The 12,771-nt window shown below is 58.0% G+C and carries 13 protein-coding genes; 7 read left to right on the top strand and 6 right to left on the bottom strand.

Annotation, left to right across the window (positions count from 1 at the left end; all coding sequences use genetic code 11):
• Nucleotides 1-142 precede the first annotated feature (142 nt).
• Nucleotides 143-565 (top strand): DoxX family membrane protein, encoded by a 423-nt coding sequence (locus RBB75_RS16700; protein ID WP_353068719.1) that lies wholly within the window; start codon nt 143-145, stop codon nt 563-565.
• On the opposite strand, the gene RBB75_RS16695 is transcribed toward RBB75_RS16700, so the two are convergent.
• Nucleotides 562-1,956: a cytochrome P450 gene (locus tag RBB75_RS16695; RefSeq protein ID WP_353068718.1), complete on the bottom strand. Its 1,395-nt coding sequence runs from the start codon at nt 1,954-1,956 to the stop codon at nt 562-564. The genes RBB75_RS16700 and RBB75_RS16695 overlap by 4 nt on opposite strands.
• A 261-nt stretch (nt 1,957-2,217) precedes the next feature.
• Here RBB75_RS16695 and RBB75_RS16690 point away from each other — a divergent pair, with 261 nt between their 5' ends.
• Nucleotides 2,218-2,535 carry a hypothetical protein gene (locus RBB75_RS16690; RefSeq protein WP_179637809.1) on the top strand — a complete coding sequence of 106 codons (318 nt, stop codon included), beginning with the start codon at nt 2,218-2,220 and terminating at the stop codon, nt 2,533-2,535.
• An 80-nt stretch (nt 2,536-2,615) separates the two neighbouring features.
• Here RBB75_RS16690 and RBB75_RS16685 read toward each other — a convergent pair whose 3' ends face one another.
• The 3 genes from RBB75_RS16685 to tdh all read right to left on the bottom strand — a co-directional run bounded on the left by RBB75_RS16685 (nt 2,616) and on the right by tdh (nt 5,279).
• Entirely contained in the window at nt 2,616-3,371 is a 756-nt protein-coding gene (locus tag RBB75_RS16685; RefSeq protein WP_179637808.1) for a TIGR00266 family protein, read from the bottom strand.
• Between the two features lie 215 nt (nt 3,372-3,586).
• A complete protein-coding gene (locus tag RBB75_RS16680; RefSeq protein WP_179637807.1) occupies nt 3,587-4,063 on the bottom strand; it encodes a GyrI-like domain-containing protein in 477 nt (158 codons plus the stop codon).
• A gap of 181 nt (nt 4,064-4,244) precedes the next feature.
• Nucleotides 4,245-5,279, bottom strand: coding sequence for an L-threonine 3-dehydrogenase (gene tdh / locus RBB75_RS16675; RefSeq protein ID WP_179637806.1), 1,035 nt, complete (start codon nt 5,277-5,279; stop codon nt 4,245-4,247).
• A 198-nt stretch (nt 5,280-5,477) separates the two neighbouring features.
• Between tdh and RBB75_RS16670 the strand changes: the two genes are divergently transcribed.
• Nucleotides 5,478-6,545 carry a 3-deoxy-7-phosphoheptulonate synthase gene (locus tag RBB75_RS16670; protein WP_179637805.1) on the top strand — a complete coding sequence of 356 codons (1,068 nt, stop codon included), beginning with the start codon at nt 5,478-5,480 and terminating at the stop codon, nt 6,543-6,545.
• A 164-nt stretch (nt 6,546-6,709) separates the two neighbouring features.
• Entirely contained in the window at nt 6,710-7,498 is a 789-nt protein-coding gene (locus RBB75_RS16665; protein WP_353068717.1) for a 3-keto-disaccharide hydrolase, read from the top strand.
• A gap of 273 nt (nt 7,499-7,771) precedes the next feature.
• Here the strand turns inward: RBB75_RS16665 and RBB75_RS16660 are convergent, their stop codons facing one another.
• Nucleotides 7,772-8,680, bottom strand: coding sequence for a LysR family transcriptional regulator (locus tag RBB75_RS16660; protein WP_179637803.1), 909 nt, complete (start codon nt 8,678-8,680; stop codon nt 7,772-7,774).
• 275 nt (nt 8,681-8,955) lie between these two features.
• On the opposite strand from RBB75_RS16660, the gene RBB75_RS16655 reads away from it, so the two are divergent.
• The 3 genes from RBB75_RS16655 to gltX all read left to right on the top strand — a co-directional run bounded on the left by RBB75_RS16655 (nt 8,956) and on the right by gltX (nt 12,174).
• Nucleotides 8,956-9,696, top strand: coding sequence for an SDR family NAD(P)-dependent oxidoreductase (locus tag RBB75_RS16655; protein ID WP_179637802.1), 741 nt, complete (start codon nt 8,956-8,958; stop codon nt 9,694-9,696).
• Nucleotides 9,697-9,831: 135 nt separating this feature from the next.
• Complete coding sequence (locus RBB75_RS16650; RefSeq protein ID WP_353068716.1) at nt 9,832-10,599, top strand: SDR family NAD(P)-dependent oxidoreductase; 768 nt, start codon at nt 9,832-9,834, stop codon at nt 10,597-10,599.
• Nucleotides 10,600-10,644: 45 nt separating this feature from the next.
• The gene (gene gltX, locus RBB75_RS16645; RefSeq protein ID WP_179637800.1) at nt 10,645-12,174 is read left to right on the top strand and encodes a glutamate--tRNA ligase; all 1,530 of its coding nucleotides are present in this window, start codon (nt 10,645-10,647) and stop codon (nt 12,172-12,174) included.
• A 109-nt stretch (nt 12,175-12,283) separates the two neighbouring features.
• On the opposite strand, the gene RBB75_RS16640 is transcribed toward gltX, so the two are convergent.
• The gene (locus tag RBB75_RS16640; protein ID WP_179637799.1) at nt 12,284-12,736 is read right to left on the bottom strand and encodes a DUF1569 domain-containing protein; all 453 of its coding nucleotides are present in this window, start codon (nt 12,734-12,736) and stop codon (nt 12,284-12,286) included.
• Nucleotides 12,737-12,771: the final 35 nt, after the last annotated feature.

Genomic DNA, 12,771 nt, shown 5'->3' with positions numbered 1-12,771 from the left:
GAATATAGAGAGACCCGCACAACTTATGTCTCTCTCAACCATTTCTTATCCTCCACGGCAAGATTCGTAATCCTGTATCAGTTTTGGCATCTGATGAAAGAGCGAATCTCGAATTCAACAAACACAAACAAGCGGAGAACCGATGGCAGAAGAATTGAAGCTTTCCGATGAGCGAACAGCATACGTCTTGCTCCGTATCGCAGTCGGCGTAAACCTTCTGATGCACGGCGTAAGCCGCATGATCGCAGGCCCGGGAGAGTTCGCCGCGAAACTCGTCATGCAGTTCAGCCACGCACCACTTCCCGCCTGGAGCGTATGGATCTTCGGCTTAATCCTGCCCTCAATAGAAGCTCTCTTAGGTCTCCTGATCATGATCGGCCTGAGAACGCGAGCAGCTCTCATCGCCGCAAGTCTCCTCATCACACTCCTGACATTTGGGTCGGCGCTCCTGCAGGACTGGGCCGCCGCAGGAACGCAGCTAACCTATGCCTTGGTCTACTCCACGCTCATCTTTCTCCATCGACACAACGGATACTCGATTGACTCCTGGATTAGCCGACGCTAGCCCCTCCGTTCTACCAGCAAAGGAACTCCATGCTTCGGCCGCAGGCTGATAGCGGGGTTCAGTGCTATCTCAGTCGCTGATCCCTCGGGCAGACTAAGCCGCCAGTCGCGAACGATCGTAGCAAGAGACAGCACTCCCTCCATCCAGGCCAACCCTTCACCGATGCACTGCCGGCTACCCGCCGCGAACGGAAAGAAGGCAAACCGTGGCCGCGATCTCGCTCCCTCCTTCTTATCTACCGCAAAACGCTCAGGATCAAAGCGTAGCGGATCAGGATAAAAACGCGGATCCCGATGAACAACGAACTGCGGCGCGATAAGAACAGTCCCTTTGGCAATTGGATAACCGGCGATCTCGTACGGATCTACACAAGTGCGCGCTATCACCCACACCGGAGGATAAAGCCGCATAGTCTCCGAAAAGACTTGAGTAGCATAAGTCAGACGCGCGTAGTCGTCCGCCGTCGGCGCTCGGTCGCCAAGAATCGTGCATGCCTCCTGCCACAGACGTGTCTGCACATCTGGGTGTTTCGCAATCAGCCATAACGCGAAGCTCAGCGCGTTAGCAGTGGTCTCATGGCCCGCCAGCATAATCGTCAGACACTCATCATGCAACTGCTGATCCGACATACGGCCACTTGAGTCTTCGACATCCACCGCTTCAAGCAACATCGAAAGAAGGTCGCCCCGATCACCCGGCAACCGGCGGCGCTCCCGAATCATTCCATAGATAATCGCGTCGAGGTCAGCCTGTCCTTTGCGAATTCGCCTCATGGCAGGCAGAGGCAGTCGTTGAATCTGTTCGGAAAAAGGCAGAATAGCCAGCGGAAGAAATCCCATGAATGCATCGACCGCCGTCGAAACCTTCTTCACCTCTTCGTGAGACTGAACATCCAGGTCGAACAGGCATTTGCCAACGATCCGCAACGCCAGCTCCAGCATATCTTCATGCACATCACGCACCGCCCCAGGCTTCCAGCTCTCCGAGATTCCCGCAGCGTTTTGCCCAATCACCTCGCCATACGCCGCGATTCTTTGACGCAGGAATGCCGGCTGCGCAAGCCTTCGCTGACGCATATGCAGCGGCTCCTCACTAGTCAGCAAACCCTCACCTAGCACAGTCTTCGCCCTCTGCATCACAATGCCGCGGTGATGCCTGCCCGCATCCTTGAGAAGAAGATCCTCTACAAGTTCAGGGTGATTCAACTGATAGATATGTCGCCCAAAGACGGTGTAATGAACCAGGTCGCCATAACGCCGGGCAGACTCCGTCATAGACTCCACCGCCGTCTGTCGAAACATGCGGCCAGAGACAAGCCGTGGAAGAAAAGAAGGACCAGCAGGATATCTCTTCGAGCGTCCTGGATGAACATCGAGTTTAGCTGCGGACATTCGGGCCTCTGTTTGATTCTAGCCCGCAGGAAAACCAGGGATCTCTCAGGGATCGTTGAAAGGTGAGGCTGGCAGGAAGGTCTTCGCAAACATGTGCGGCGGACTGCAACAACCGATCTGCTCTTTCTGTGTCGTCAATCTTCACTCTTCTTCACAATCCGAATACACCTGCTCCAGGCATCCCATCGCTGTATTAGGGGTTCGCGCACGTTGTCGATCTCTACTCTCAGGCGATCTTCAACCATTTAGAGGAGCCAAGCAATGTCAACGACACGTTTCGAAACGACGATCAACGCATTGAAACAGGGAGCTAAATCCCTCACGGTCGACAAAGCCACAAGCAACATCGAAGGCTGGGAAGAATATCTCTCCAAGCATGAGCACGCAGGCGTGAAGAAAGTCGTTAAGGATCTCGGCCAATTGAAGAAACTCCTGCATGACCCGAACCTCGACGGCACAGCCATCAAAAACCTGCTACACACGTTAGGCAAGGAGACCATATCGGTTGCCGGCGACCAGGACACCGCAACCGCGACTCACATCAAACAACTCGGGGAAGCTCTGGCAACGGCTAGCTGATTGCAAAATCAACACCCATACAGAAAGGAGCCAAACAGTCGCACTGACGCCAAAAAGTCGGTGGCTTGAAAGGCATAGCGTCACATTCCTTTTAGGATCGAGCCAACAATGCCACCGACTACCCCACCCTCAGCAGCCTGCTGCGCGCGCTCCTTCGGCAGGTACTCCTGAATCTGATGGGCAAGCCGCGAGATAGGCAGCGTCTGCAACCACACCCGACCGGGACCTGTCAGCGCCGCAAGAAACACACCATCGCCACCAAAGATCATGTTCTTGATGCCAGGAACGCGCTGAATCTGAAACGCAACGGTAGACTGAAACGCGCCCACATGGCCCGGATGAACCCGCAGTGTCTCACCGGGAGCAAGATCCTTGATCACAAGTTCCCCAGACAGCTCAAGCCACGCAATCCCCTGCCCGCTGATCTTCTGCAATAAAAATCCATCTCCACCGAAGATCCCAGCACCAAGCGACTGCTGGAAGCCAACCCCCAGCTCGATGGCTGCGGTAGCGCAGAGAAAGCCATGCCGATGAACCATGTACTCATGCCCCGGCCCAACCTCCACAGGCACGATGTGTCCTGGCACTCGCGTCGCAAACGCAACCTCGCCAGGGCCGCCAATCGCGCGATACTCCGTCATAAACAACGATCCGCCTCCGGCCACTCTCGCAATAGCACCGAAGAAGCCGCCGCCGCCCGCATGCTGAGTGTGGGTTGTCATCTGGACCGAAGCAGTCATCCACGAGAGTTCTCCCGCCTCCGAGATGACCGCATCATTCGGGCCGAGAGCAAACTCAAGAACAGGCATAGTGGTACCGAGAATGCGGCTTTGCATAAGGTCTCCTGATACCGCGACGCAACAAGTATACGTGGGCGGCAAACTTCTCTTATCTACAGGAGGGCCATCACTGATCGTAGCTGCAAGAAAGAGGTAAACCCGTAAGGAACTGACCGTTCCAACCGGGACCCCGCAAACAGATCATCGCTTGCAGGGTGGCCAAGCGCAGTGGGCCCGACCGGTAAAACAGTTGCAGTGCATGACAAATGCGTTCAACGAAGGCCGACATAAACTTCAATCTGGGCCTTCTCCGGATCGGCCGAACGCTGATCGTAAATCTCGTAGTCCGCTCGGAAGGATCGCGTCCCCCCTAGCTCCCCGGGCGACATCGACCAGATCCGATGCCACGTCTCAGGAACAACCTTCGTCACCGGTCCTCTGTTCGACGTAACCACAGCATAGCGGCCATCAGGAACGTGTTTCGCGACGAAGTTCTTAGGTATGTTCTGGATCGAAGAGACAGGCAAACCCAGAAGGTACGTGTACTGGCCCTTATGGTCCGACTCATAGTCGGTATATACCGCAATCAGATCGATGCCAAGCTTGTTCGGAATCTTCGCAGCAAGATTATCGCGCAACAGCCTATGCCAGATCTCCCCGATCTTTCCGTTGCCGTTCTTCTCAGCCGCATTATCTGTGCGAGCCGCTACGCCTACCACGTAGAACCCGGCGTGTTGCTGGATATTCATCGCATCCTCTCTGTCTTTTCGCAGGTGCGATTATAAGGCGTCGTCACTCGCATGAGCGATCCTCAAAGCTCTAGCGAAGCCTGCAATGGACACAGGCCTGCACCACAGCCCGCTCGGTGCAACCAGAGCGAGCCGAGTGGAAAGTGAGGTTTTATCTAGCGTAGAGCAATACTCGTGGCACCTAACCAACGTCGCTCCAGTCGAGAATCACCTTCCCCGAGTTCCCCGACCGCATCGCCGCAAAGCCGTCCTCATAGTCACGCCAGTTCATCCGGTGCGTAATCACGCCCGAGATATCCAGCCCGCTCTCAAGCATCACGGTCATCTTGTACCAGGTCTCGTACATCTCCCGTCCGTAGATGCCGCGAATCGTAAGCTGATTGAACACCACCTGATTCCAATTAATCGAAATATCCTCCGAAGGAATCCCTAGCATCGCAATCTTCGCGCCGTGGCTCATATTCGCGAGCATATCCCGAAACGCATTCGGATTCCCCGACATCTCAAGCCCCACATCGAAGCCCTCCTGCATATGCAGCTTCTGCTGAATCTCCTTCAGCGGAGTCGCCCGAGGATCAACCGCCAGCGTCACCCCCACCTTCTCCGCTAGAGCCCTGCGGTACTCATTCGGATCCGAGATCACCACGTGCCGAGCACCCGCATGTCGAGCCACAGCCGCAGCCATAATCCCGATCGGCCCAGCCCCCGTAACCAGCACATCCTCGCCCAGCACGGGAAACGCCAGCGCAGTATGCACCGCATTGCCCAGCGGATCGAAGATCGCCGCAATCTCATGCGGCACCCCTGCACTGTGAATCCAGATATTCGACATCGGCAGCACAACGTACTCCGCAAACGCCCCGTTGCGATTCACCCCAACGCCCAGCGTGAACGCGCAAAGATGGCGCCGCCCCGCAAGGCAGTTACGGCAGCGCCCGCAAACCACATGCCCCTCGCCGCTCACCAGCTGCCCAATCGGAATATCGTTTACATTCGACCCAACCGCCACCACCTCGCCGACAAACTCATGTCCAATCGTCAGCCCCTGCTTGATCGTCGAGCGAGCCCACGCGTCCCACTCATAGATGTGAAGGTCGGTCCCGCAGATGCCGGTAGCCAGAACACGAATCTTAACGTCATTGATGCCCATCTCTGGCTCAGGAACATCTTCGAGCCACAGGCCGCGCTCTTCGCGGCTCTTCACTAATGCCTTCACTGGGGGAACCTTTCCTGTTGCGTCTAGCAGCTGAACTACGGCTCGACAACCTCAACCCGCAGTCACCATTCTAGTCTGCACCGCAGCACCGCAAGCAGCTCTACAATCACACCACAGGCTATAAGATAAACAGACGTGATAATTTCACAAGACTCACAGCGGAACGCCGCTCCATCTGATCAGACTCTAGCGAGACCCATGCTCTTTCCCACCGATGACCTTCGCATCACCTGGACCAAAGTCGTCCTCCCGCCCGTCGCCCTCGAAGAAGAGCTCCCCATCACCGAAGCCGCCTCCGCGACCGTCTACAAAGCCCGCACCGAGATCATCAAAATCCTCCACGGCGAAGACCATCGTCTCCTCGTAGTCGTCGGCCCCTGCTCCATCCACGACACCGACGCCGCCCGCGAGTACGCCGAGCTACTCAAATCCGCCATCGCCGAGCACTCCCGCGACCTCTGCATCATCATGCGCGTCTACTTCGAGAAGCCCCGCACCACCCTCGGCTGGAAGGGCCTCATCAACGACCCCTACCTCGACGAGTCCTTCAAGATCAACGACGGCCTCCGCAAAGCCCGCCACCTCCTCCTCGACCTCGCCGAGATGGGCGTCCCCGCCGGCACCGAGTTCCTCGACATGATCTCCCCGCAGTACGTCTCCTCCCTCGTAAGCTGGGGAGCCATCGGCGCCCGCACCACCGAAAGTCAGGTCCACCGCGAGCTCGTCTCCGGCCTCTCCTGCCCCGTCGGTTTCAAAAACGGCACCTCCGGCAACGTGCAGATCGCCATTGAAGCCATCCTCTCCGCCAATCAGGCTCACAACTTCCTCGGCCACACCAAGCACGGCCAGACCGCCATCTTCGTCACCAAAGGCAACCAGGACTGCCACATCATCCTGCGCGGCGGCCGCAACACCACCAACTACGACGCCACCGCCGTAGAAGACACCTGCAAGCAGATGGAAAAAGCCGGCATCCGCCCTCAGGTCATGATCGACTGCAGCCACGCCAACAGCCACAAAGACCACACCCAGCAATCCGCCGTAGCCCGCAACGTAGCCGCCCAGATTACCGCCGCAACTCCAGCGAACGACACCCGCATCATGGGCGTCATGCTCGAAAGCAACCTCGTCGCTGGCGCGCAAAAGCTAGTCCCCGGTAAACCCCTCGTCTACGGCCAATCCATCACCGACGCCTGCATCGACTGGCCCGAAACCAAAGCCGCCCTAGCCGAATTAGCCGCCGCCGTCCGCGCCGCCCGCAGCTAGCGCACTCTTCCAACCAATACAAAGGCGTCGAATTTAGAAAGTCGTCATCCTGAGCGGAGCGAAGGATCCCCGTATTTTTACTCATGGCTCCATCCGTTCCACCCGTCGCAACATGACGACACACCCAAACTGCGCACAATTGGGTATATCCTCATCTAGAAATCATGCACATCCACTCTTCGCTCCTAGCCTTCGCAACCCTGACCGTCGTCACCGTCTCCCTCTCCGCGCAACAGCCCGCTGCGCCAAAGCATGAGGACACCGAAGTCTACGAGCCGGTCCCCCCGATCGTCACACCCGGAGCCACCGACTCCGCGCCACCCTCCGACGCCATCGTCCTCTTCGACGGCAAAAACCTCGACCAGTGGGTCTCCACCAAAGACAAATCCCCCGCTCAATGGACCGTAGCCGACGGCATCCTCACCGTCAGCAAAGCCCCAGGCTCCGGCAACATCAAAACCAAACACAGCTTCAAAAACTACCAGCTCCACATCGAGTGGCGAATCCCCACAAACATCACCGGCACCGACCAGGCCCGCGGCAACAGCGGCGTCTTCCTCGCCTCCACCGGCACCGGCGACGCCGGCTACGAGCTCCAGATCCTCGACTCCTACAACAACAAAACCTACGTCAACGGCCAGGCCGGCAGCATCTATAAGCAGGCCATCCCACTCGCCAACCCCAACCGCAAACCCGGCGAGTGGCAGACCTACAACGTCATCTGGACCGCACCCACCTTCAACGAAGACGGCACCCTTAAAACCCCCGCCTACGCCACCGTCTTCTTCAACGGCATCCTCGTCCAAAATCACTTCGAGCTAAAAGGCGAGACCCGCTACATCGGCCAGCCCTTCTACAAAAAGTACGACACCGCCCCAATCAAGCTGCAAGCCCATGGCGACCACAGCGAACCCATCAGCTTCCGCAACATATGGGTCCGCGAACTCAAGTAGCGCAACTCTGAATCAGCCTTCCATCACAAAATTAGGCGGCCTGTTGCTGTCATCCTGCCCCTGAGCGAAGCCGATGGGGGAAGGATCCCTCCGAACTCCGTATTAGCTGGCGCACTAAGCCTCTGCTGTCATCCTGAGCACAGCGAAGGATCCCGACGAACTCCGTCCTGCCCAAACCGCCCGTCCCTTTCCACCCAACCTCTTCACGCCGTTGTCTGTTCTTTATCGCCCCATTGCAAGCTACTGCAATTTTGTGACCGTTTAGATCACATATTATCCAGTTCGCGGATTGAACTGCGAACACAGCGCAAACGTCTTCTCCAAATGTTCAATAAACACCCGCACTTTGGTCGACATCCTGCGACTCGCAGGCCTCACCGCAAGGATCGGCACCATTCGCTCAAAGGGCCTCATCAGACGTAGAACTGTACCTTCTCTCAGCTCTGCGGCGAAGAGCCACGCTGGGGCCTGCGCAATCCCCAGATGTTCTAGGACACCCATCCTCATCTGCTCAATATCGCTGGTGCGAAACACTCCAGTCGGAATAACTCGCTTAACGTCTTTTCCCGATCCGAACTTCCAAGGCTGCACCGCCCCTCGCTCCATAAAAACAACCGATCGGAATCGGCTAAGCTCGTCCGGCGAACCAGGAGCTCCATACCGCGACAGATACTGCGGAGTAGCCACCAGAATAATCATCGTCTGCGCGAACCTGCGCCCAACCAGACTCGAGTCCGGCAGATCGCCCGAGTGAATCGCCAGATCGAACCCATCCTCGATGATCGTCGTCGGACTCTCCGACGCAGCCATCTCGATCGCAATATCAGGGTAGGCAGCGAAAAATGCAGACAGCTTTGACACCATGTGCAGCCGGGCGAACGTAGGAGCAACGGTCACGCGAATCAGCCCCTTCGGGGCCGTCTGTCCTCGACCGATGCGTGAAGTCGCGCTCTCAAAGTCATCAAGAATCCGTGAAGCAGACTCATAGAAATCATGACCCGCCTCCGTCAGCACAATCGAGCGGGACGTCCGATGAATCAGTTCAGTTCCCAGTTCATCTTCCAGCGCAGAGATCTGTTTGCTGATAGCAGGCTGGCCAACTCCACGTTCTTTCGCGACAGCGGAGAAACTCCCTTTCTCTATCAGCCGGACGAACACCTGCATCGCATCCAATTTATCCACGCCAACTCTCCGCTCTACAAAATGGATTGTATTTCCTCAAGCAGCAGCGCATATACCTCTTTCTGCGCGGCGATCAGCAACCCTAATGAGGGGGCTGTCTCACTCTCCGATGCTTACCTCACGTTCTGGATCTATTCCTCAATGGAATGGCTGTTATTCCTGAAAATGGCAAATCCAATCGCGACGACACCACATCAGATAGGAGCTTCACACCTTCGAAGACCATGACGGTCGGCCGACTCATGAATCATTCACAGGAACATTAAAGGAGAATCATGTCTAACCTCACGAAAAAAGTAGCACTCGTTACGGGCGGCTCCCGCGGTATCGGCGCAGCGATCGCCAAACGTCTCGCCTCCGACGGCGCCAGCGTCGCCATCACCTACGCCAAAGACGCAACCTCGGCCTCTGCCGTAGTCAAAGCGATTGAAGCCGAGGGCGGAAAAGCCCTCGCCATTCAAGCCGACGCCGCCGACCCCCAGGCAGTCAAAGCCGCGGTCGAAAAGACCGTCGCAACCTTCGGCGGACTCGACATTCTCGTAAACAACGCCGGCACCGCCATCCCCAAGCCATTCGAAGAGACCCCCTTGGACGAGATCGACCAGGTCATCAACATCAACATCCGCGGTGTACTGGCCGCAACCCAGGCCGCTCTCAAGCACTTGAAGACTGGCGGTCGCATCATCATGATCGGCTCCTGCGTCGGCGAGCGGGTCGTCGCTCCCGGTCTCGTCGCATACTCCGCCACCAAGGGCGCCGTCAAGATGTTCACGCAGGGGCTGGCCAGAGAAATTGGTGGCCGCGGCATCACCGTCAACAACGTCCAGCCAGGCCCAATCGACACCGATCTGAATCCCGCCTCCGGCGACTGGGCTGTTCCTCAAAAGGCTGCCACATCGCTCGGCCGCTACGGCACGGTCGATGAGGTTGCAGCTCTGGTCTCATTCGTCGCCAGTCCAGAAGCCTCCTACATCACAGGAACCAATCTCACAGTAGATGGCGGAACCAACGCCTGAGCCAACCTGCACTCGGCACAAAAAAGTGTCACCTTTGCAAACACAATTGAGAGCCGGCCCAAGGATGAGTCGGCTCTCAACCTGTGGCATACATCGAGTCGCCGCAACCCGTGCACTCACAAACGAGGAGAAAGAATGATCACGCTTCACAATAAAACCGCGCTCGTTACCGGAGCCTCCCGAGGAATCGGCCGCGCTACAGCCCTGGCTCTCGCCGAAGCCGGAGCCCACGTTCTGGTTCACTACGGCCGCTCCGCGCAGGAGGCCCAATCTCTCGTCGCCGCCATTCAATCCAAAGGCGGACGCGCAGACGCAATCTCCGTAGATCTCGCAACCCCGAACGGCGCTGCCCTGCTTGCCGAAAAGGTCCGCTCCATCGTCGGCGATCGACTCGACATCCTCGTATCCAACGCAGGAGTCAGCAAGTCTGCCCGCATCGCCGATCACACCGTAGAAGACTTCGACAATCTTTTCGCCACCAACGTCCGAAGCCCCTTCTTCCTCGTGCAGCAACTCCTGCCCATTCTCGGCGAAGGCTCCAACATCATCATGATCACCTCCGTCGTAGCCCACGCTGTCATCGGTAAACCCGGCATCGAGAACCCTTCCGTCCTCGCCTACGCCTCCACCAAAGGTGCACTCGAAACTCTCGTCAGGAACTGGGCCGCCATCCTCGGACCAAGCGGTATCCGCGTCAACGCCGTCGCACCAGGCGTCATCGACACCGACATGTCGAACTTCACCAAAACCGAAGCCGGACGCGAAACCGCTTTAGAAATGCAAGCTCTCAAGCGACTCGGCAAGCCCGAAGACGTCGCCGACGTAGTCGCCTTTCTCGCCTCCGATAAAGCGCGCTGGATCACCGGAGCCAGCATCCCGGTCGACGGTGGCTCGAAGCTCTAATCCCATAGAGGCCAAGCCCTCTGCTAGCATTAACTCTTGGCCTCTATGACGAATAGCATCAGCACCTCCGACTCCCCCATCCGCGTCCGCATCGCTCCCTCCCCCACAGGCGACCCTCACGTAGGCACCGCTTACATCGGCCTCATTAACTACCTCTACGCCCGCCAGCGCGACGGAAAATTCGTCCTCCGCATCGAAGACACCGACCGCACCCGCTTCGTCGCCACCTCCGAGCAGGAGATCTTCAACTCCCTCCGCTGGCTCGGCCTCACCTGGGACGAAGGCCCCGACCTCGGTGGCCCCTACGGCCCCTATCGCCAGTCCGAGCGCACCGAAATCTACCGCGAGCATGTCGAACTCCTCCTCGCCAACGGCACCGCCTACCGCGCCTTTGAGACCCCCGAAGAACTGGAGTCTCTCAGACAGCGCCAGATCGCCGCCAAACTCCCCCCTCGCTACGACGGAGGCCACCGCGAACTCTCGCAGTTACAAATAGACGCCTACCTCGCCGAAGGACGCCCCTTTGTCGTCCGCATGAAGGTCCCCGCCGGCCAGACCACATTTCGTGACGAGCTGCGCGGCGACATCACCTTCGACCACTCCAACGTCGACGACCAGGTCCTCATGAAGTCCGACGGCTTCCCCACCTATCACCTCGCCAACGTCGTCGACGACCACCTCATGCGCATCACCGACGTCATCCGCGCCGAAGAGTGGATCTCCTCCACCCCCAAGCACGTCCTCCTCTATAAAGCCTTAGGCTGGCAGATCCCCCGCTTCTGGCACATGCCTCTCCTGCGCAATCTGGACAAGTCCAAAATCTCCAAACGCAAAAATCCTGTCTCCCTCATCTACTTCCGCCAGGCCGGCATCCTCCCCGAAGCCATGATCAACTTCCTAGGTCTCATGGGCGGCGGCATGCCCGCACCCAGCGCAGACGCAGCCACGCCAGCACCATCCCCACAAACCAAAGCCACCACCAAACCAAGCGAGACCGACATCTTCACCCTTCCCGACATGGTCGCCCGCTTCGACGTCAAAAATATCCGCCTCGGCGGCCCCGTCTTCGACCTCACCAAACTAAAGTGGCTCAACGGCGAATACCTCCGCGCCCTCACCCCTGAAGCCTTCTACAAGGCCCTACGCGAAACCATCCTCAGCGACGCCTACCTGCAACAAATAGCCCCACTCATCCAGACCCGCATCGAAACCCTCGGCGAGTTTGGCAACCTCACCCACTTCCTCTTCGCCGACGACATCATGCCCACCGCAGAAGTCTTCGTCCCAAAAAAGCGCACGCCCGAAGAGACCCTCACCTTCGCCGCCGAGCAACTCACCGTCCTTGAAGCTACCGACTGGACCCACGAAGCCCTTGAGCCCGCCCTCAAGCAACTAGGCGAAGCCCAGCAGTGGTCGGTCAAAGAAAACTTCATGCTCCTCCGCGCCATCCTCACCGGCAGCACCATGTCTCCACCGCTGCTCGAGAGCATGATCGTCTTCGGCAAATCCCGCACCCTCGACCGCGTCCGCCGCTTCCTCGAAACCCAGAAGAAACTCGCAAACACAAAAAAATAGAGACGCCCTCGAGCAACGTAGCAGCGGCATGGAGTCTGGCATGCTTTTTTGTTTGTCATTCCCGAAGGGAATCTGAGGTTGCCATCTCCCTATCAACCGCAAATCCGCACTAAGCCCCAAACTGCCGCAGGTGATGGTCCAGGTGCTTGTACATCCAAGCCGACCACTCCTGCGGCGTCAATCTCCCGAAGAAGCTATGCGGATGTGTAGTGCAACCCGCCTGTCCGGCCGCAGCAAAGCGGTCGATCAGCCCGCACAACCGCTCCCGTTCCGTCTCCAGATCCCGTTCCTCCTCCACTACCAGCCCCGGCACCGTAGGCGAGTTCTTGCGCATCGGCTCCCCATCTCGAAACGCCATCGGCTTTATCACCGGCCCCAAAATCCTCCCAATCAACATCCGCGGCGGGCGCCGATCTCCTAACGCCAACTCCATCCCCCTCGCACAATGCTCCACCGCCTGCGCTGCATTCATCCTGCCCCACTGCGCCGCGCTATCCGGTCGCAACTGCGCCATCCGCCCCTTCACCTCGTCCACTGCCGACGCTTCAAAGAGATTTTTCATGCGGAAAGTTTACCCCAGAAAAACCTCACCCCGTC

The sequence above is a fragment of the Tunturibacter empetritectus genome, assembly GCF_040358985.1.
In the GTDB taxonomy this organism is placed as follows: domain Bacteria; phylum Acidobacteriota; class Terriglobia; order Terriglobales; family Acidobacteriaceae; genus Edaphobacter; species Edaphobacter empetritectus.
Note: the sequence above shows the minus strand (reverse complement) of the source record. Positions and strands in the feature narration are given on the sequence as shown.

Bases quoted from the DNA above. Each gene is read 5' to 3' on its own strand.
- RBB75_RS16700 (WP_353068719.1), top strand. From the start codon at position 143: ATGGCAGAAGAATTGAAGCTTTCCGATGAGCGAACAGCATACGTCTTG.
- RBB75_RS16695 (WP_353068718.1), bottom strand. From the start codon at position 1,956: ATGTCCGCAGCTAAACTCGATGTTCATCCAGGACGCTCGAAGAGATAT.
- RBB75_RS16690 (WP_179637809.1), top strand. From the start codon at position 2,218: ATGTCAACGACACGTTTCGAAACGACGATCAACGCATTGAAACAGGGA.
- RBB75_RS16685 (WP_179637808.1), bottom strand. From the start codon at position 3,371: ATGCAAAGCCGCATTCTCGGTACCACTATGCCTGTTCTTGAGTTTGCT.
- RBB75_RS16680 (WP_179637807.1), bottom strand. From the start codon at position 4,063: ATGAATATCCAGCAACACGCCGGGTTCTACGTGGTAGGCGTAGCGGCT.
- RBB75_RS16670 (WP_179637805.1), top strand. From the start codon at position 5,478: ATGCTCTTTCCCACCGATGACCTTCGCATCACCTGGACCAAAGTCGTC.
- RBB75_RS16665 (WP_353068717.1), top strand. From the start codon at position 6,710: ATGCACATCCACTCTTCGCTCCTAGCCTTCGCAACCCTGACCGTCGTC.
- RBB75_RS16655 (WP_179637802.1), top strand. From the start codon at position 8,956: ATGTCTAACCTCACGAAAAAAGTAGCACTCGTTACGGGCGGCTCCCGC.
- RBB75_RS16650 (WP_353068716.1), top strand. From the start codon at position 9,832: ATGATCACGCTTCACAATAAAACCGCGCTCGTTACCGGAGCCTCCCGA.
- gltX (WP_179637800.1), top strand. From the start codon at position 10,645: ATGACGAATAGCATCAGCACCTCCGACTCCCCCATCCGCGTCCGCATC.
- RBB75_RS16640 (WP_179637799.1), bottom strand. From the start codon at position 12,736: ATGAAAAATCTCTTTGAAGCGTCGGCAGTGGACGAGGTGAAGGGGCGG.